Genomic DNA, 18,993 nt, shown 5'->3' on the forward strand with positions numbered 1-18,993 from the left:
GCCCGGCGCTGCCGCACCGCGCCCGCGGTGACACCTTCCGGTCACCCGCCGCACTCACCCGTCCGCTCCGCTGTCGGCCGGGACCAGCTCCGGTCCTGGCATCCGAGGAAGGCCCGCACCACCTATGACTTCCCCGTCCCCCACCGCCCGCCGCACCCGCCTGCGCCGCCGTACCGCCCTGGCCCTCGCCGCGGCCGCTACCGCCGCACTCACTCTGTCCGCCTGCGGCACCGGCACCACCGCCGACTCCGCGGCCAAGACCGATACCGTCAGCGGCACTTCCGCCGCTGCCAAGGCGGACACCGTCACCCTTCTTGACGACACCACGCTGGCGCTGCCCGCGAAGGAGCCCGCCGCGCTGTTCTTCTTCTCCGTGGGCTGCGGCGAGTGCGCGGGCGGCGCGAAGTCGCTGGATACGGCCGCCAAGGAGTTCGAGAAGGCCGGGAAGAAGGCCAATTTCCTCGCGGTGGACATGGACCCGAGCGAGTCGAAGACGACCATCATGCAGTTCCTCCAGTACATCAAGGCCCCCTCCCTGCCCACCACCGTCGACAAGGGCGCCGCCCTGTCCCTGCGCTATAAGGTCTCGGCCCTGTCCACGCTGATCGTCGTCGACCCCCAGGGCAAGGTCACCTACCGGGCCACCGACCCCTCCGCGGACCAGATCCAGGACGCCTTGAAGAAGGCGGGCGCGTAGTGAACGGCCTGCTCGCCCTCGCCTTCGCCGCCGGCATGCTCGCCCCGGTCAACCCGTGCGGCTTCGCCCTGCTGCCCGCATGGATCACCGCCGCCCTCGGCGAGAGCGACACCTCGCCGGTGCCGGTACGCCTGGCCCGCGCCCTGCGCTCCGGCGCCGCCCTCACCCTCGGCTTCGCCGGCACCCTCGCGGTCGCCGGGCTCATCGTCAGCGCCGGCGCCCGCGCACTGATCAGCGCCGCCCCCTGGCTCGGCCTGGCCACCGGCGTCCTCCTGCTGCTCCTGGGCGCCGTCATGCTCACCGGCCGCTCGCTCGGCCTGCGGCTGAACCTGTCCACCGGTACCAGGGGGTCGGCGGGCCCGCCGACCGCCCGGCGCATGGTCGTGTTCGGCGTCGGCTACGCCGCCGCGTCCCTGTCCTGCACCTTCGGCGTGCTACTGGCCGTCATCGCCCAGGCCCAGGCCACCGCCAGCTACGCCGGTCTCCTCGCGGTCTTCGCCGCCTACGCCGCCGGATCGGCCGCCGTCCTGCTGCTGGTGGCGGTCACCACCGCCGCCGCGGGCGCCGCCCTCACCCGCAAGATCACCGCCCTGGCCCGGCACGGCACCCGCATCACCGCCGCCGTCCTCGTCCTCACCGGCGCCTACCTGGCCTGGTACTGGTACCCCGCCGCCACCGGCGGCCCCGCCACCACCGCCCCCGGCGGCGGCCTCGCCACCTTCTCCGCCACCGCGACCGCCTGGATCCAGGGCCACACCACCACGATCGCCGTCACCGCCCTCGCGGTCGTCCTCGCGGTCACCGCCGCCGCACTGCGCCACCGCAGGCGGCCCGCCCGCCACGCCACGCCCACCAGTACAGCCCCCTCGGCCGAGGCGGACTGCTGCCCGCCCCAGCCGGCCCCCACCCCGGCCGCCCCCGACCGCGACAACGGCGACCACTGCTGCTGACCCCCGCCCACGCCCCACCCCCTCGGCCGGGCAACGGACAACGCCCCGGCCGCAGCCAACTCCGAGAACAGAACGGCGCCATGACCACGTCAGCAGCCCACCAGGCGGCCTCCCCGACCGTGCGAAGCAGCCCGCACGCGGCGTTCGGCGCCGACCGCGCATTCGCCCTCCTGCTGATGGTGGGCGGCTCCCTCGGCCTGCTCGCCTCGGCCGTGCTCACCCACGACAAGATGAAACTGCTCGCCAACCCGAACTACGTCTCGGCGTGCAGCATCAACCCGGTGCTGTCCTGCAACAACATCATGAAGAGCTGGCAGGCCAGCACCTTCGGCTTCCCCAACCCCTTCATCGGCTGGGTCGCCTTCCCCGCCGTCATCGCCATCGGCGCTGGACTGCTGGCCGGCGCCCGCTACCGGCGCTGGCACTGGCTGGGCCTGCAGGCCGGCACCGTCTTCGGCATCGGCTTCGTGACCTGGCTGCAGTACTCCTCGCTGTATGCCATCGGCGCGCTGTGCCTGTGGTGCACCCTCGTCTGGGCCGTGACGATCCTCCTCTTCTGGTACACCACCGTGCACAACATCCAGCACGGGCTCATCCCCGCCCCCGACCGGCTGCGCCAAACCGTGACGGAGTTCCACTGGGCCGTGCCCGTCCTGTGGATCGGCACCATCGCGCTGCTGATCCTGACCAAGTGGGGCAGCGCCCTGTGGGCCTGACCCCTCTCCAAGCCCCGGACCCCCGCCCCCCCGCGGGTGCCGGGAGGGTGGCCGGCTGCCGCATCCCCCCGAACGGCAGCCGGCCGCGCCCTCACCCCTGTCCGCCCGGCCCCAGGGAAGGTCCTTGATGCGCACGGCATCCCACCGCGCCCTCGCCCGGCCGCGCCGGGTGCTCGGTCACCTGCTGACGGCCACGCTCGCCGCGCTCGGCGCCCTCACCACTGCCCTTGGCGCCGCGCTGTCCGCGATCGGCCTGTGCTGCGGGGCCCCCGCCCTGACCGCCGCAGCCGCAGGCGGCGCCACCACCGGGACCGCCACCACCGGACCGGCGACCTGGCCGCTGTGGACCGCCGGAGCCGTCCTGCTCACCGCCGCCGCACTGTGGCACCGACGCCACCGCACCACCACCTGCCGCATCCGCCACCAGCCGTCCGCATCCTCCGAACGGCCCCGCCCCTCCGGCCCCACCGGCCGGCACGGCTGAGGATGCCTCACAGACCCCCGTACGTATCGAGTCGGACAGACAGAGACAGACAAGGAGCCCATCCATGGTCGAGCGGTACGACACCCTGGTGATCGGCGGCGGCATGGCCGGACTGCCCCTGGCCCTGCGCGCCGCCCGGCACGGCCGGGTCGCCTTCGTCGAGAAGGAGAAACTCGGCGGCACCTGCCTCAACCGGGGCTGCATCCCCACCAAGACGATGATCGCCTCCGCAGCGGTGGCCCACCAGGTGCGCCGCGCCGCCGAGTTCGGCGTGACCACCACCGCCCCCAGCGTGGACCTGGCCGCCGTCGTCGCGCGCAAGGACGCGATCGTCGACCGGATCCGCTCCGGCTCCTACAAGACGGTCGGCAAGGCCGACCAGCTCGACCTCTACCCCGCCGAGGGACGCTTCGTGGCCCCGCGGCGGCTGCGCGTGGACCACACCGAGATCGAGGCCGACAAGATCTTCCTGGTCACCGGCCTGCGCACGAGCCGCCCGCCCATCGACGGCCTCGACCAGACCCCGTACTACACCTCGCGCACCCTGCTGGATCTCACCGAGTTGCCCGAGCACCTGATCGTGGTCGGCGGCGGCTACATCGGCTGCGAGTTCGCCCAGATGTTCGCCCGCTTCGGCTCCCAAGTGACGCTCATCCAGCGAGCGGAGCGGCTGCTGCCCGCCGAGGACCCCGACATCTCCACCGCCGTCACCAATGGCTTCACCGCCGACGGCATCACCGTCCTCACCGGAACCACCTGCACCGCCGTCGACGGCCGCCCCGGCCACATCCGGGCCGGCTGCCACGGCAGCGAAACCGGCGAGATCACTGGCACCCACCTGCTGATCGCCGCGGGCCGCACCCCCAACACCGACACCCTCGGCCTCGAACACCTCGACCTTGAGCCCGACGAGAGCGGCTTCCTGCCCGTCGACGACCTGCTGCGCACCGACGCCGAGGATGTCTGGGCGCTCGGCGACATCCGCGGCGGGCCGATGTTCACCCACACCGCCCGCGACGACGCCGACATCGCCTACCGCACCACCTACCGTGGCCAGGACCGCTCCACCACGGGCCGCGTCGTGCCGCACGCGGTGTTCACCGATCCCGAGGTCGGTTCCGTCGGGCTGACCGAACCCGACGCCCGCGCGGCCGGACACCAAGTCCTCATCGGCCGCCAGGACTTCACCGGTGTCGTCAAGGCCCGCGCCATCGGCAACACCCGCGGCCTGGTCAAATTCGTCGTCGACGCCGACACCGACCGCATCCTGGGCTGCCACATCGCCGGCCCCGACGGCGGCAACCTCGTCCACGAGGCCGTCATCGCCATGACCTGCGGCGCCACCTACACCGACATCGCCCGCGCCATCCACATCCACCCCACCCTCGCCGAAGGCATCAACACCGCCGCCGGCGGCGTCCACCGGGAAATCGGCACCTGACCCTCCGGGCCCTGTGGTGGCAAAAGACCGCCCGCAGCATTGTCAACTGCACGACCCGTACGGCGCCGTTCTGTCCGCTTAGCTGTGCGATCTCGTGGCGAGTAGATCACCATGGCAACGCAAGGGCGGAGTGCCCGGCAGTCTTTGCCGCGCCCCCCGCCCCATGCAACCCAGGCTGGGCAGTCAGCTACACGATCCGTACGGCGCACTCGCTCTTGAACTGTTCGACAGAGCGCGGACATTCGACGGCGCGGCCAAGGCGTCGCGAAGCCGCTCGATCTCCAGCCTCTGGGCGGCGATCTGCGACAGAGCCCGCTCCCTGAAGTCAGTGAGTCCATCGATTTGCGCGTCACGAGCGGCGAGGCGCTCCTTCAGCCCGGAGACCTGTTTTTTGAGCCGCTCGATCTGTGCGGCCCGCGGGTCGGGAATCACGCCCGTTTCCCGAAGCTCGGCCAACCGGCGCTCGAACTCCTCCGCCAGGTGTTGGTAAGGGCCTGGCCGCGGCGAGCCGTCGCGGTTCTTCTTGGGATAGAAGCCGGTGCGGGCGACCCCGGCTTGGGTCGCGAGGGTCTTGATGTCGCACTTGCCGCCCGGGGGAACGTCACCGGCAAGGAGCCGTTCCATGACGTGCCGAATGGCCGCCTCATTGTCCCGCCGGGTCTCGTCGCTGATACGGGCCACGTCATGCCCCCGTTCCGCAGAGGGCGTCAATCTCGGCCAGCACCCGTTCATCGCGGGCGAGTTCCGTACTCAGCCGGGCCTTCTCCGTCCGCTGCGCGCGCCCGATGGTGGCGATGAACACCTTCTTGCTCTCGGCGCTGGCCGCCCACACCGGGCGGTGCCCGGCATGGTGGGTGGCCTGTGGGCACCGCGCCGAATCGCACATGCCGATCAAGGGCTCCGTCGCCCCGCGGGCGTGAGCCCCTGCGAGCTTGAGGCACAGCGCCTTGGACGGATCGAGGAACCAGCAGTAGTTCGCCGGCCCCAGGTGCAGGGCCTTGGCCCGCTTGGCGAGCAGGTTCGTCACCTCCTGGTCGCTGCGCTTGATGTTCGGCGCCCCGGAGGAATCCAGCTGTTCGTCGACGAACGCGAAGAAGTCCAAGAGGTCGCTGGCGCCAGGCCCCGCAGGGCGGATACCGTTCTGGTAGTCGTGGAAAGCGTCGAGGGCGACGCGCATCCTGTGCTCCCGCTCCTCTTGGCCGAACTCGGCCATCAGCACCGACTGGGCCCCACCAGGGCGGTCCGCATAGCCCTCCGTGGTGACCACGGAAATGTGCTTGAGATGGATCTTGGCGGCCAGCAAACCACCGGGCCGGTGCGCCATTTCCACCGCGAGGGTTCTCCGTAGCATCCGCAGACTGACCGGCACCTCGGGGATCGGCGCCAACCCAAGGCGACGGCCCTCTGGGCCATTGACCCAGGTCAGGAACCATTCGTACGGGGTGACGAAGGAGAGCGACTTGAACAGGTGACCGTCGTTCTTCACCGGGTCAGCGAGCGAGGCGGCTACGTCGGCGGTGTCGTACGCCTGCTTGATGGTCACCCACTGATCGTGTTCACCACCCAGCTTCCGGCCCTTGATGACCTTGCCCTTCAGGCGGTAGCGGACGCGGCCCTCGCCGAGCTGTTCGGGAGGCAGGCGGCAGTCGTTGGTCAGCTCAGCCAGTTCGCTCTTGCGCATTCCGGTCAGTGCGGCGAGCGCGATGAGGCAGGCTGTGCGGGCCCGGGAGAGCTGCAGTCGGGCCTCGGTGGTGTTCATCGGCAGGGTCCAGGGGACACTGCCCCGTCCGTCCGCGCGTTCGACCAGGGCGGCTGTCCGGCCCCAGCGTTTGGACAGGCCGACTTCCCTGACGGCCTTTTCCAGGTGGCCGCGCAGGGTGGGCAGCCACGTGTAGTGGAAGGCGTGCCGTCCAGTCTCGTGGGCGAGGGAGATCAGGTTCACCTGTAGCAGCGGATCGTCCTGATCCCAGCCGTCCGCCAGCCGCTCGGCTACGACGTGATCGAGGGCGACATCGAACGGATCAGCTTCCTGTATGTGGCGGTCGATGGCCTGCGCGACCTCGACCCTCCAGTCCGGACGCTCCCGGTTGTTGCGGCCCGGCCGGTTCGGCACCATCTCCCGCAACTGTTGCTGCAGCTCCGTGACGTGCGGTGCCAGCACCTCCACCACGTACAGGGCCGCCGCGACGAGCGGTTGGAAGACGTCGTTGCTCAGCGGCGGTGTCGTGTTGCCCGTCCGACGGACCATCCCGGCGACGGAGTACGCCGTCCGTCGCCCCCATGGACGGAAGGCCGACACGTAGCCGTCGGCTGAGAACAATTCCTTGTAGTAGCCGAGCTCCTGGATGACCGCCACGACGTCCATGCGGTAGCCGGGGCTGCTGTCGCGGATCACGACGCCGTGCTTGTCCCGTACCTTCTTGCGAAGTTCCAGGTAGGCAGCACAGTGCTGCTGGGTTACCTCCCCGAGATTGTCCACGCCCTGTTCGGTGAGCCAGTTGAGCCAGCCGGTCAGCACGGTCAGCCGCCCGTGCACCGTGGCTATCTGCACGGGCGTTCGGTAGGCGTGGGCAAGTTCTCGCACAGCGCGGTGGTCCGGTGCGAGCCGGGCGAGGATGAACTCCTTCGCCAGTTCCCTCCACTGGGGATTGAGGATCTCGGTGAAGGACAAGATCCGCGCATACCGCGCAAGGTACCGCGGCAGCCCGATGACACCGGTGAAGTCCCAGATAGCGTCGTCGAAGTGAGGATGCGGGCCCGCACCGTGGACCGGCAGACCGGCCGCAGCGCACACGTCTTCACCTCGAAAGACGGAAGGCGAAAAGGCAGCCGCGAGGCCCGTGGGCCCGTGCAGGGTGGTCATCCGGTGTGCTCCTCAGGTCGCAGGGGAAGCTCGACATCGGAATCGGTGACCTCGGCAGCGGCTGCCCGTAGCGCGTGCTCGGAGAAGTACCGGCCGGGGGTCAGGATCTCGTCGAGCCGGTGAGCGTACGGGCCGAAGACGGGGATGAACTCGGCGGTGGTCATCTGCTGCCACTGGCGGGAGAAGAACGCCCGTAGCCGCAGCAGGTTCGGCAGATGGCGAGGGGCGAACAAGGCCAGCGGGCACAGCAGGCACACCCACGGGCGTGCCGGACAGGGCTTGCCCTTCGGCCCGTGGAGCCCCGACAGCTGATCTCCACATGCCGCGGTGAACACGTCGCGTTCCCCGGACAGCAGCTGCGCCAAGGCGTTGTCATCCAGGCCGAACCGCTTCATGTGCTCGGGATAGTTCTCCACCAGGTCGGCCATTTCAGCGGTGGCCAGCACCAAGGGCGGCAGCGCCCGGCGAACGAGGTCCTCCTGCGCCTGGGCGATGATGTCCTCCGCCGCCTCGCGCTGAGCCGGCGTCGTGTTCGTCAGGTAGTGGTCCCCCTCGACGCCGGGGGACCGGTTCGGATCCAGCGTGGACCGGCGGCTGCCGCGCCAGTGTGACCGGTCCTTCAGCGCGTCGTGGGTCGTGCGGATGCGGTGCCGGTGAAGGCCCAGGGGGAGACCGTCGTCACCAGTCATCTGCGTGGGGCGCCCGTCCTCGTCGACGGCTTGGCGCCGCTCGACCCAGGCGCATATGGACAGGCGCGTGGCCGGCTTGGCCAGCCATCGCTCTCCCGCCCATGTGCCACTCGGCGTGAAACGCACCCAGAGCTCGGGGCGCAGTTCCTCGGGCGCGAAGCGGCGGGCCACCGCAGAGTGATCGAGCCACTGTTCCAGCAGGCGAGTGGCCTGACGAGACAGAGCAAGGCTCTCTGCCGCCGTGCGGCCCTTGACGTAGCTGAGGAGGATCTTCTCGTCACCCGCCCACTCGATGTCGTCGAGTCCCAGGTCCGCGATCCCGTCCGGCACGATGCCGGTGTAGGCGCCGAACAGCAGCTGATAGGCGATGATCACATCCAGGGTCGGGATGAGCGGATCCAGCACCGCGCGAAGACCGCCCCCGTATCTCTGGCGGAAGGGGAACGAGCCGCGGTCTGCCATCTCTTTGACGAGCGGGTCGGGCCCGTCGTGAAGCACCAGCCAGTGATGGGCAGTGCGTTCACGGAGCGAAGCCCCTGGACCGTCAGCTGTCGAAGCGTGATCACGGGCCGCGCAGAACGCGCGGAAGGCGCCATCGACCTCGTCCCGGCAGGTACGGATGAGCCGAGCCCATTCGGCCTCGCTGTACGGCTGGTGCGAGCCGTACCGCTCGCCCGTGTTGAACAGCCGGCCATCGACGAACGCGCGCACATCCGGCGCCAGAATCGGATCCTGGTCATCCGCGCAGCGCAACATGGCCCGCAGCGCGCTCTCCTGGGAGGATCGCACCCCTTGCCGCCAGTACCGGGCGAGGAGCGCGCGCGTCAGGTCGGATGCCCCGCCGGAGAACCCGAACTCGACCAGCCAGTCGGTGAAGCCGCGGACGGCCGTGAGGTACAGGTCGAAGCCTCCCGCACTGTCGACCTGCCCGTGCGGATGGACAAGATCTGTAGCGCCTTCCAGCAGAGTGCGTGCCAGCCCCGGGAGCTCCACTGGCCGCCGCACACGCAGGGGACGGCGGTACTCCGATCCGTCGCTGAAGATGCAGTGCACACCCAGCGGGTCAAGGGTGACGATGGCCGGCATCAGACCACCGCCGGTTCGTCGTCGAACTCTGTCTCGAGCTCCAGCTCGACGTCCTCGTCCAGCAGCCCGTACTCCTTGCCGACCCGCCGATACAGGGACGTGAACAGGCGGAGCACGTCCAGACGGTGGAGGTACGCTTCCGTCGTCAGTGAACTGGTATGTCCGAGAAGATCGCGCAGAATCAGCAGCGGTTCTTGGGTCCGCAGGTAGTGCGCCAGGGCGGCATCGTCATCGGTGTCGCGGACCTGCCGAGCAGCCTGCTCGTACCAGCCGCGCATCAGCCGCGCCATGGTCGCCATGGCCATGGTGTGACGTAGCCGGTGCGGATTGACGTGCGGGAAGCGCGGCTCGTAACGCTCGCGGATGCGGTCAGAGGTTCTGGCGAAGACCGTGGACCATCCGGTGAACGGGCGTCCCTGGCCCCACACTGACAGCAGCATCGAACCCCCCTCCGGGGCGACCAGACGCCGCCGCTCGTCAGGGCCGAGTGAGCTCCACTGGACGCGGAGCCCGTTGACGCGTCCGCCCCACTGGTCGGCGTCCGTCACGAACAGCGGCTCTCCCCAGCGGGCCGGCGGACGCCACGACGATCCGAACGTCGCCGCTGCTCGGTCGAGGGCGATGTAGGAGTGCAGCTCAGCCAGCGCGTCGTAATCGATCCACGATTCGCGGTACTTGCTTCCCTTGGTGACCCCGGACGGGACCGGGAAAGAGACCGGCACCGCAGTCCGTCGCGAGGGAAGCAGGGGCACCTCGCAGACCAGCAGGTACGTGTACTCCTGGCTGCGGAGTCCGCTGGAGACGATCATTCGGCCGACCGCCGAGTTCCGGGCCAACTCCCGCCCTCGGTAGCGCAGATCGCGCTCCCCGTCGGGGCTCAGGCCCGCCAACCCCTTCAGGAACATGTCCGTGAAGTCGTCGTCGAGATACTTGATCGTCACATGAGGCTTGGCTTGGCGCCGCCGTGACTGGTTGACCCGTCCGCGACGGACTTGCCCCTTGAAGGCCCAGACCGCCTGCCGGTACGTGAACGGCTCGGAGTCGGCGTACTCCTCGTCCTTCGCCCACTTGTAGAACCCCGCCAGAATCCCCATGTTCTGGTTCCACGTGGACGCCTCGAAGCGATGCTTGATGGGGCCCTGGGCTCGATAGACGGAGTACGCGCCCAACGCCGCCTTCAGACGACGCCGCGTGTCGAACAGAGCGACGCCGTGCCCGGATATGAACTCCAGCCACTCACGCACCGTACGCACGTAGTAGGGCCACGAATTCGGTGATGGGCATCCATTCGCTGGCAGCTCGCAGGCCCAGCAGTTGATCACGGTGGTGGGACGGACACCGTTGCTGCCCTCGAAGAGAAGGTCGTCGTCGAACAGCAACGGCATCCCCTCCGGGATTGCCGGCCTGAAGGCAAGTCCCCAGGACTCCCAGCCTGCCGATGAGTACGTCGATTGGTGCATGGCCGATGAGTATCAATGCAACCTGGCTGAGTGCAACAAGCAAACGAGCAGGTCAGACGAGGTATCAGACAGTAAGCAACACCGTCGTTAAGCGGGAACAAACAGGTACAGCGCCCAGAGGGTGTTGAGCAGCCCGAGGGCGAAGGAGGTCGTCGCGTTCACCAAGGTCAGCGTCCACAGCCGGTCATCGCCGCGTACGTACCGAAGGCCCTCGGCGATCTCACCGCGCAGCCGACGGGTCTCCGGGCGGACGCGGGCGGGCTCGGAGGTCTGGATGCGGGCGGTGCACACGGCGCTGATCAGGTAAGAGGCGACATCGCCTAGCAGGGCCCGGGCGGGGCCGAGCAGCACGGTGAGCGCGGCGCCAAGGTGGCTCCCGGCCGCTGCGGCGACCGCGAACAGCGCGCCGACCCGGCTGTTGCTCCGCTGGATTAACGACCGGTCGACGAGGCTGGGCAGCAGACTGATGGCCGCCGCGTCGTGGAGGACGCTCGCCGCCCCCTGCACCACGGCGACGATCATGAGCTGCGCGAGGGTCAGGGTGCCCAGCGCGGCCGCCACCGGCACGGTGGCGAGGACCGTCGCGCTCACCAGGTCCCCGGTGATCATCTGCTGGCGCTTGGAGTGCCGGTCGGCGAGCGCGCCGGCGTGCAGGGCGAGCAGCGCGGGCGGGAGTTGTCCGAGGAACGCGAGCCAGGCGACCTGGGCGGTGGTCGCGTCCAGGTGGAGCACGGCCAGGACCGGCAGCGCCATCTGCGTGATTGAGCTGCCGGTCACGCTCGCGGCCTGTCCGGTCAGGTACCGGCGGAAGTCCTGGTGCCGCCACAGCGAGGTGCCGGCGGCAGAGGAGGTCTCGCCGCAGGGCGTCACAGCGCACCTCCTCGGTGATCCAGCATGGCGGGCATGGACTCGGCGGGCCCTCTTCCCATGGGGGTGCTCACGTGCTCACCAGCCCAGTTGCGAGTAGTGGCGGCCTTCGGAGATCGCGGCGATAGCGGTCCTGGTGTAGGGGACGATGCGCTCGGGAAGCGCGTGCTGCGGCCACCACTTCCAGGTCAGGCACTTGTCGGGCTCAAGGACCTTCGGTACCCCCTCCCACCGGTGGGCCTTGAAGACCAGCTGCATCAACGGCAGCACGCCCGCTGCATCGACGATGTGGGCGACGTGCGCGAGTTCCACGTCAGCGGGGTCGATGACAAGACCTGTCTCTTCCATCACCTCGCGGACCAGGCAGGCGAGGGCAGGCTCCTGCTCGCACCGACCGGCGGGGTAGTGCCAGGTGTCGCCGGCGTACTTCGAGTCGGGATGACGCAGCCCGAGAAGCACCCGGCCTTCGGGGTCTTCGAGGTGGAGGTGGACTCCGATGCCGTTCAGGACCGCCTTGTTGCTGCCGTCCCACACGGGGGGAACCGCGTTCGGGGCGATGCCAGGGGGGTTCTCGGCCGCGTGCCGGTGAATCAGGTCCCGGGTGGCGGCGTCGAGGCGTAGCCGGTCCAGGTCATCGAGGGTGAACCAGTGCAGCAGCACGCCCTCGTACAGCCGGAGCCGGTCGGTGCCGCGCCACCGGCCGGCGAAGACCTGGACGGGGACACTGAGGCCGTCGATGCTCGTGGCGGCCTCCACTGCGTAGGGCGTCACATCCTCGAGCCGGAGGTCGGGCACCTCCTCGGACAGCTCCCGCACCAGGGCGCCCTCAAGGCTCTGGTCGTCGTGCGTGCGGCCGCCGCCGAGAAGAGCGAATTCGCCCGACGCCCAGATGACACCGGGCTTGTGGTCACGCAGATGGAGCAGGTAGCGACCGGTCGCGTCGTAGATCAGCACGGAAGCGTTCACCGGCTCGGGCTGGCCGTCCAGCCGCGCCGCGAGGAGTTTCGCGCGCAGTGTCGGCGAGGCGACTTCCGCCTGCGGGAGCCACTGGGCGGCGGACCCCTCCTCGTCGGGGCGCGCGATCGTAGGGGGCTCCTCGTCAGCGAGGTAGAAGACGTAGCGGATGTCGTAGTGGCGGTGGGCTGGTTCCCCGATGGACGGGTGGGCGGCCTCGTCGTGGACTCCGATGTCGATCGGAGAGCCGAGCAGTTGCCGGGTCAGGCACAGGGCGCTCGGCGCGATCCCGGCCTCCTCCACCGTCGCGCGCAGAGCCGCGGCGAGCAGGGTGCGGTCCTCGGGCGCGATGCGGACGCCGGGCATGAGCACGAATTCGCCGGTAACCCGGTGCCGGAGGTGCAGGACCCGGCCCTGCCGATCGACGATGACGGCGCTGCACGTGATCTGCCCGGGCAGCGTCGTCCGGGCGGTCGCGTCGACGGGCCGGTCCAGCGCGGCAAGGAGCTCGGCCAGGGCGTCACGCTCGCCGGGGTGCCGGCCGAGGTACGCCTCGACGGTCTTGCGGATCGCGGTGGAGCTGGGTGGCATGGACGTCGTCTCGCCTTCGATGTCAGGGGAGGGCAGGCGGGGGAAGGAAGCTCCAGTGGTTCAGCTCGCCGCTCCGTTGCCGGACGGCTTGGCGCCTCGGGGGCCGGGTGCGCCGCCAGTCGACGGCGCGATCTCGTACTGGGGTGCCTCGGCGGTGCACACGCCCCGGTACAAGCCGCGCTTACGGGAGATCAGGTCCTCGTGGGCCTTGCCGCCGCCTGGTTCGACCGGCGTCAATGTGTTCCCCTCTCGTGGACGTGGCGGTGGCGTCGCCGTGCTCAACGACGCCGCACGATTTCGAGCACCTGTTCCTTTCGGACGCGTTGCGCACCCTGTAATTCAGCGGTCCTCCGAGGGTGCGCAGTGCATCGACCCTTGCCACGCAAGGGCCTGCGGCTCGGGGAAGGTTGGCCGAAACGCCGACGTTCAATCGCTGCGGCGGCCGGCTGTCAGCCGGCCCCCGTCCCTGGGGCTTCACCCAGTTCGCCCGGGGTGGCCCGCAGGCCCAGGCGCAGCGTCATGACCGCGTGGTCGGTCAGCCCCGCTTCACGGGCTTCCTGGTGGTAGTCGCAGGCCAGGATGCGCTCGGCGTGGGGTGTCGAGACGAAGAGGTGGTCGAAGCGGAAGCCGTTGCCGCTGCGCCCGAACCAGGAGTGGGTGACCTCGTCGGGGTGGAGGTGGCGGAAGGCGTCGGTGAGACCGGCGGCCCGAAAGGAGTCGTAGAAGTCGTACTCCCAGTCGCCGAACACCTTGTGCGGTGGCTGGTGGCCGCGCTCGATGACGTTGAGGTCCCCGGCCACGATGACGGGTATGTCCGGGAAGGCGGCGAGCAGCCGTGGCAGGCTCTCGGTGACCGCCTCCTGGAAGGCGCGCTTAGCGACATTGCGCTGGTCCTTCGGGCCGCGAGAGGGCACGTACAGGCCCAGCACTCCGATGTCGTGGCCGCCGACGGTGACGCGGGCCGCCGGGGCGCGATGGGGGGTGACGGTGACCGGGCTGGGGACGGTCCGGACGGCATTGGTGCGGCAGGCGATGACCGTGCGGTAGTCGGGCGTGGACGGCTGGGGGGCGATCACGGTGGCGTACCCCCGCTCGGTGAGCGCGGTGACGAGGGCGTCGCCGCCCTGGGTGGAGGACACCTCGGTGAGGACGGCGATATCGGCGCCCTCCCGGCCGGCGATCCATTCGGCCTGGCGGCGGGAGCGGTCCGGGGAGGCGTGCTGGGCGTTGACCAGCAGCAGCCGCACGGCGTCGGTGGCCGGCTGGTGGGCGGGCTCGTCGGTGGCGAGCAGGGACAGCTGCTCGGAGGCGGGGGTCATCGGCCGGCTTCCTTTTCGTCCAGGAAGACCTCGCTGTTGGCGTCCAGGTTCTGCTGGAGGCGGCCGAGGGTGGCGCGGACGAAGGCGAGTTCGTCGTCGGTCAGCGGGGCGCCGACGGCGGTCAGGTTCGCTTCGACCTGCTCGGGGCGGGTGAAGCCGACGAGGACGGCGGCGTTCTCGGCTCGCTGCAGGCACACCTGGAGGGCGACGCGGGTCAGCGCGGCCGGGCTGTCGCCGAAGCGCTCGCGGAGCGGCCGTAGGCCGTCGGAGATGATCCGCAGTGCCTCGGGGGTGAACCAGGCCTTGCGCAGCCGGTGGTCGCCCGGGGCGAAGACGGGCGGGTGGTCGGGGTCGTACTTGCCGGTGAGCAGGCCCTGGGCCAACGGTTTGTTGATCAGCACGCTGGCGTCGAGAGAGGCGGCGAGGGCGAAGATGTCCGGCCGGCCGGCGGCGGGCGGCGGGGTCAGGGCGTTGAAGCGGGCCGCGAGGTAGTCGGGGCGGATCTGCTCGGCGAGGTGGGCGAACCGGGCGTACTTGTCGCCGCGCTGGTCCTTGGCGACGGTGACCCGTTCGGTGGCGTGGCGGTGGGGGCCGCGCATCCCGACGGCCGTGACCAGGCCCTGGCGCTGGAAGTCGCGCATCTGGGCGACGGCCGTCTCCAGGTAGCGGTCGTCAGGCCCGAAGTCGGCGTTGTGGAAGAAGTAGATGTCCAGACGGTCGGTGCGCAGGTTCTCCAGGCTCGTCTCGAGCTGGCGGCGCATGGCCGCGGGCAGGTAGGCGTGCCGGGCGGTGCCGCGGTGGTAGCCGACCTTGGAGGACAGCACCACGGTGTCGCGGGGGACGGTGGCGGTGAAGTCACCGATGATCCGCTCGGAGTGCCCGTGCCCGTACACGTCGGCGGTGTCGATGAGGTTCGCGCCGAGCTCGTAGGCCCTCTCCAGGCCGCGGCGGGAGGCAGCGTCGTCGGCCGTGCCCCAGCCCATGGGCAGCCCGAGGTTGTTGTCGGCACCGCCTACGGCCCAGGCGCCGATCCCGATCGGATGAACGGACAAGCCGCGGGCGAGCGTGCGGCGTGCGGGGGAAGTCGGAGCACTCACAGGAAGTACCTCTTACCTCTCAATTACTAGCAAACAATGATGAACCGTGTGCGGGAGTGAGTATGGTGCCTCGCGTGACGACACAACCTCCCATCACCGAACTTGACTTGAACGCGATCACTGAGCGGCGCTGGGTCGACCGCGGCGACTTCACCGACGCCGAGTTCGACCGCGCCCGCGCCTTCTACGAGGAGATGCGCGTCCACGACGACCGCCTGGAGCGGGTGCGCGCCGATGCGGCCGCGATGATCAGCGAGTGGACCGGACACAAGCCGCGCGACGTCGGCTCCTTCGGCACCCGGCTGAACCTGGAGAGCTCCGACCTGGACCTGGGCATCGGCTACCCGGTCGAGGACCGCGACCGCCTGCGGGAAGTCCTGGCGCCCCACACCACGTTCCTGGGCGAGCGCAAGACCCGCTTCTCCACCTCGCGGCTGGTGTTCTCCTTCACCCTGGACGGCGTCGAGATCGACCTGAGCGCGCTGACGGTCGAGGACTACGCCGTCGCCTGCCGGATGCTCGACCAGATCGACACGACCATGACGCTGGACGAGCGCATCGCGCACACCTGGGTCAAGCACCTGCTGCGCAGCTCGGGCCGCACCGACGAGTACGCGACGTGGAAGCTGACGACGTACGCCCGCTTCTGCCCGGAGTTCAACTGAGTGCCGATCCCGGAGAAGACCGGCGCCTGAACACGGGGCGCCGGGCGCCCCGACCGCAACGCGGTGACGGGGCGCCCGGGCCCTGGCCGGGCGCTCACGCACAGGACTCGCCCGCGTTGATCAGCTCCCAGCTCGTCGCCGACGCCCACCGGCCGTGCTCCCGGGCGAGGGTGGCCGCGTGCTCACCGGACAGATGCCGGCCGACCTCCGCCGCCGTGGCGGCCATCCGGTCGCGCAGCATCCCGGCCCGCGCCTGAAGCGCCGTCTCGATGCGCGCGGACAGGGCCGCCTCGTGCTCGGGCCGCTCGAGGTCGTACTGCTCGACGGCGCCGATCACGTCACCGAGGACCTCGTAGGCGGCGTCCTTCAGCACCACACGCGCCTGCCGGACGGCGTGCCGGGGCGGGCCGTCGAGGACCTTCTCCAAGCTCTTGAAGGTGTAGTCGAGGGCGAAGTGGCGGTCCACCCACCGCTGCGCCCACCCGCTGGCGACGCCGATACGCCAGTCCCGATAGCGGCAGGCGACGCGGCCCATGAGCGGCTCCGGCTGCCCGGTGAGCCCTTCAGCGCTCGCCTGCCGGGTGTAGGCGGCGCCGATCAGGCACTCCATGCTGACGAGCATGTAGCTGATCCCGGTGTGCAGCGGCCGGCCGGTGGTGTGCGCGGCCACCCACTCCTCGTCGCGTACGCCGCGGACGATCTGGCGCGGCGCCAGGCCGGGCTGGGGGCGCAGCAGCAGGTCGGTGCGCCCCTGGAAGGCGTGGGTGGCCTTCAGCTCGTCCAGACTCATGAGCGGGTCGAAGGTGATGTACGTGTACCGAGTGGGGACGCCGAGCGCGGACAGAGTCCGTATGGCCAGGGCGTTCTGCTCGGCGGTCGTCTCCTTGTTGAAGCGGGTCAGGATCGAGTCGACGCCCGACTCCACACCGAACAGCATCCGGCGAAGGCCCAGGTCGACGAGGGTGCGCCACATGCGGGCCCGCTCAACGTGCCATGCCTCGTTCCGGTCGATGCGTACCGTCTGGTCGATGCGGCAGCTGGACTCCCAGGTGAACCCGGCCTCGTGCAGGGTGCGTCCGAGCTCCAAGACCCGGCTGACGGCGGCATCGCCCGCACCGATGATCTCCTCGTCGACCAGGTAGAGGGTGCGGGAGATGTTGGGGTGGCGGTCGAAGACCTGGCCCAGTTCGTTGAGGATCCACGGCAGCCTGCCGGGGGCGGCGCCGGCCCACAGGCCCTTGTGGCCGCGCGGGCAGAAGGAGCAGGTATTGGTGCAGCCGCGGCTGGTCTCGAGCTGGGCCACACCGTGGTGGGCGAAGGTGGGCGGCAGCAGGTCGAGCTCGGGCAGGATGTCGCTTGCAGTGTCGCGGGCGACGGGCTTGGCGGTGCGGCGCCGGCTGATGGCCATGGTGCCGCCGCGGGCGGCACCGGTGTAGCCGATGCCGGGTATCTCCTCGCGCGGAATGTCGCCATGCCAATGGGCCAGGACACCCTCGATGGTGGCCTCGCCGCCACCGCGGGCGACGAGCAGGTCGGGGTAGCGCTCCAGCAGCAGTCGTTCGTTGCGGGCGGTGAGGCTTCCGCCGGCCACCACCAGCGGCGGTGTCGGCAGGGCGAAGGCCGCCTCCAGGAGCTGGAGCATCAGGTCGTGCTGGCCGAAGGTCGCCGAGATGCCGACAATGTCCGCTACCCCGGTGGTGAGTTGCTTGAGCAGGTCCTCCACCGTGACGCCTAACTGCATGTCGGACAGGGTGACCGTGCCCATCAGCGTGGAGCGGGCCGCGCGGGCCACATCGCTGATCCCCAGAGGGAAGCGCGGCAGCGGAAAGAACTCCGGGTGGTACAGGGCCATCAGGTGCACGTCCGGCCGGGTCAGCCGGTGAACGGCGGTCTCGGCCAACTCGGCGTGCGACAGCCAGGAGTCCGGCGTGTCCAGTCGGACGTGCCCCTCGCTCCACCGCGGCCAGTGGCGGGAGGCGTGCTCGGTGCCGGACAGGTCGGCCGCGACCCACCGGCCGTCCGGGCGTTCCAGGAGCAGCAGGCGCCGGTCCAGGGTGCCGCTCACCCTCACCCGGCCCGGCGTGCCCTCTAGGTGGGCCTCCAGCCAGGACCGCACATGGTTGGGCGAGATGAGGAGCGGCTCGAGAGCAGCCCGGTCGCTGCTGGTCAGCGGGCGGATTCCGGGGTTTGCTGTGGTGACGGCGCGAGCCATCCGGTCCAGTACCGCGGTGTGCCTGTCGTCCATGAGGGTCTCCTTTGCGTGTGAGCCCGCCCCGGTGCGTGGCTTCATGGAGCGGTCAGGTGGTGCAGCGCGTGTGGGCGCGGCGGGGCGTGGGGCCGGTCTGGGAGCGGAACCACGCGGTGAGGTCACCCGTGGCAGCCAGCAAGTGATGAGAGACGAGAGAGGCGTTGGCCTTCACGGCCTCGGACGCCCGCAGCCGCTGGCGGCGGACTGCCCGCTCCGCGGACGCCACGGTTCGTCGTTCCCGGACCGCAGAAATTGCCTCGGCGTGGTCGTCCTCCCCGCCAGCCCCCCGGAACGCCTCGTTGATCAGATGCCAGAACAGTCGGCCGGAACGGGTATCGGAGGACTGCTCCCACCTCGCGTCCCGAGTTAGGGCCCACATGAGGGATCCGCCGCGCAAGGCCATGAAGCCGTCGGCGTTGACCTTCATCTGGCTGACCGTGACCACGCCGGCGAGAAGACCCCGCCGGTACCATTCCAGCCACCGCTGGAGGGTGAAGTACTCAGCGTCCTCGCCCGGCTTGACCCAGGGGTCGAAGTTCGCGCTCCAGGCAGGATCGGTCTCAGGGGACCGGATGATGTCAGCCAGGATGCCGTCGTGTAGATCTGCTGCCAGCAGTTCCTGACGCTGCCGGTGGCGGCGCTGTGACAGAGCTAGGTGAGCGGTGCCGAGTACGACGACCGTTGCAGGTACGGCGAAGTCCTTCAGCATTCGGTGGGACAACATGACTTCCTCAGGTATCGGGTCTCCGGCCGACCACGGCGGGCACAAGCGAGCGGCGCATGCCCGGCGGGCGGGGCGTCGGAAGGGGGGGTATCGGATGGACGGGCGCTTCATGCCAGGCGTTGCGCCGCACTGAGGGGCTCCG

The 18,993-nt window shown here is 70.0% G+C and carries 17 protein-coding genes; 6 read left to right on the forward strand and 11 right to left on the reverse strand.

The window, feature by feature from the left end:
- The first annotated feature begins 124 nt into the window (after positions 1 to 124).
- From J8M51_RS43615 to J8M51_RS43635, 5 genes are all read left to right on the forward strand, one after another.
- On the forward strand, positions 125 to 697 hold the full coding sequence (locus tag J8M51_RS43615; protein WP_086755798.1) for a TlpA family protein disulfide reductase: 573 nt from the start codon (positions 125 to 127) through the stop codon (positions 695 to 697).
- Positions 697 to 1,647 (forward strand): cytochrome c biogenesis CcdA family protein, encoded by a 951-nt coding sequence (locus J8M51_RS43620; protein ID WP_267300052.1) that lies wholly within the window; start codon positions 697 to 699, stop codon positions 1,645 to 1,647. The genes J8M51_RS43615 and J8M51_RS43620 overlap by 1 nt, the downstream gene beginning before the upstream one ends.
- Positions 1,648 to 1,727: 80 nt before the next feature.
- The gene (locus tag J8M51_RS43625) at positions 1,728 to 2,363 is read left to right on the forward strand and encodes a vitamin K epoxide reductase family protein (protein ID WP_189898442.1); all 636 of its coding nucleotides are present in this window, start codon (positions 1,728 to 1,730) and stop codon (positions 2,361 to 2,363) included.
- A gap of 127 nt (positions 2,364 to 2,490) precedes the next feature.
- Positions 2,491 to 2,847, forward strand: coding sequence for a hypothetical protein (locus J8M51_RS43630; protein WP_267300053.1), 357 nt, complete (start codon positions 2,491 to 2,493; stop codon positions 2,845 to 2,847).
- Positions 2,848 to 2,911: 64 nt separating this feature from the next.
- On the forward strand, positions 2,912 to 4,288 hold the full coding sequence (locus J8M51_RS43635; RefSeq protein ID WP_267300054.1) for a dihydrolipoyl dehydrogenase family protein: 1,377 nt from the start codon (positions 2,912 to 2,914) through the stop codon (positions 4,286 to 4,288).
- Positions 4,289 to 4,471: 183 nt separating this feature from the next.
- Here the strand turns inward: J8M51_RS43635 and J8M51_RS43640 are convergent, their stop codons facing one another.
- The 9 genes from J8M51_RS43640 to J8M51_RS43680 form a co-directional block, all read right to left on the reverse strand.
- Positions 4,472 to 4,969 (reverse strand): Atg14 domain-containing protein, encoded by a 498-nt coding sequence (locus J8M51_RS43640; protein ID WP_237277333.1) that lies wholly within the window; start codon positions 4,967 to 4,969, stop codon positions 4,472 to 4,474.
- Position 4,970: 1 nt separating this feature from the next.
- Complete coding sequence (locus J8M51_RS43645) at positions 4,971 to 7,151, reverse strand: site-specific integrase (protein ID WP_086803640.1); 2,181 nt, start codon at positions 7,149 to 7,151, stop codon at positions 4,971 to 4,973.
- Positions 7,148 to 8,926, reverse strand: coding sequence for a hypothetical protein (locus J8M51_RS43650; protein ID WP_086757653.1), 1,779 nt, complete (start codon positions 8,924 to 8,926; stop codon positions 7,148 to 7,150). The genes J8M51_RS43645 and J8M51_RS43650 overlap by 4 nt, the downstream gene beginning before the upstream one ends.
- The gene (locus tag J8M51_RS43655; protein WP_086757651.1) at positions 8,926 to 10,311 is read right to left on the reverse strand and encodes a site-specific integrase; all 1,386 of its coding nucleotides are present in this window, start codon (positions 10,309 to 10,311) and stop codon (positions 8,926 to 8,928) included. The genes J8M51_RS43650 and J8M51_RS43655 overlap by 1 nt, the downstream gene beginning before the upstream one ends.
- 162 nt (positions 10,312 to 10,473) lie before the next feature.
- Positions 10,474 to 11,256, reverse strand: a complete 783-nt coding sequence (locus tag J8M51_RS43660) for an MFS transporter (protein WP_086757649.1) — start codon at positions 11,254 to 11,256, stop codon at positions 10,474 to 10,476.
- 75 nt (positions 11,257 to 11,331) lie between these two features.
- Positions 11,332 to 12,798 carry an NUDIX domain-containing protein gene (locus tag J8M51_RS43665; RefSeq protein ID WP_086757648.1) on the reverse strand — a complete coding sequence of 489 codons (1,467 nt, stop codon included), beginning with the start codon at positions 12,796 to 12,798 and terminating at the stop codon, positions 11,332 to 11,334.
- A gap of 60 nt (positions 12,799 to 12,858) precedes the next feature.
- A complete protein-coding gene (locus J8M51_RS43670) occupies positions 12,859 to 13,035 on the reverse strand; it encodes a hypothetical protein (protein ID WP_164992636.1) in 177 nt (58 codons plus the stop codon).
- A 212-nt stretch (positions 13,036 to 13,247) separates the two neighbouring features.
- Positions 13,248 to 14,117 carry an endonuclease/exonuclease/phosphatase family protein gene (locus tag J8M51_RS43675; RefSeq protein ID WP_060880312.1) on the reverse strand — a complete coding sequence of 290 codons (870 nt, stop codon included), beginning with the start codon at positions 14,115 to 14,117 and terminating at the stop codon, positions 13,248 to 13,250.
- The gene (locus J8M51_RS43680; protein ID WP_234374006.1) at positions 14,114 to 15,169 is read right to left on the reverse strand and encodes an aldo/keto reductase; all 1,056 of its coding nucleotides are present in this window, start codon (positions 15,167 to 15,169) and stop codon (positions 14,114 to 14,116) included. Before J8M51_RS43680 ends, J8M51_RS43675 begins: the two co-directional genes overlap by 4 nt.
- A 152-nt stretch (positions 15,170 to 15,321) precedes the next feature.
- Between J8M51_RS43680 and J8M51_RS43685 the strand changes: the two genes are divergently transcribed.
- Positions 15,322 to 15,879: a hypothetical protein gene (locus J8M51_RS43685; protein WP_237277335.1), complete on the forward strand. Its 558-nt coding sequence runs from the start codon at positions 15,322 to 15,324 to the stop codon at positions 15,877 to 15,879.
- A gap of 94 nt (positions 15,880 to 15,973) precedes the next feature.
- Here J8M51_RS43685 and J8M51_RS43690 read toward each other — a convergent pair whose 3' ends face one another.
- Positions 15,974 to 18,124, reverse strand: coding sequence for a B12-binding domain-containing radical SAM protein (locus J8M51_RS43690; RefSeq protein ID WP_237277336.1), 2,151 nt, complete (start codon positions 18,122 to 18,124; stop codon positions 15,974 to 15,976).
- Positions 18,125 to 18,176: 52 nt separating this feature from the next.
- Entirely contained in the window at positions 18,177 to 18,836 is a 660-nt protein-coding gene (locus J8M51_RS43695; protein WP_143673249.1) for a DUF6082 family protein, read from the reverse strand.
- Positions 18,837 to 18,993 lie beyond the last annotated feature (157 nt).

Origin of the sequence: Streptomyces griseiscabiei, from assembly GCF_020010925.1 — a bacterium.
Lineage (GTDB): Bacteria > Actinomycetota > Actinomycetes > Streptomycetales > Streptomycetaceae > Streptomyces > Streptomyces griseiscabiei.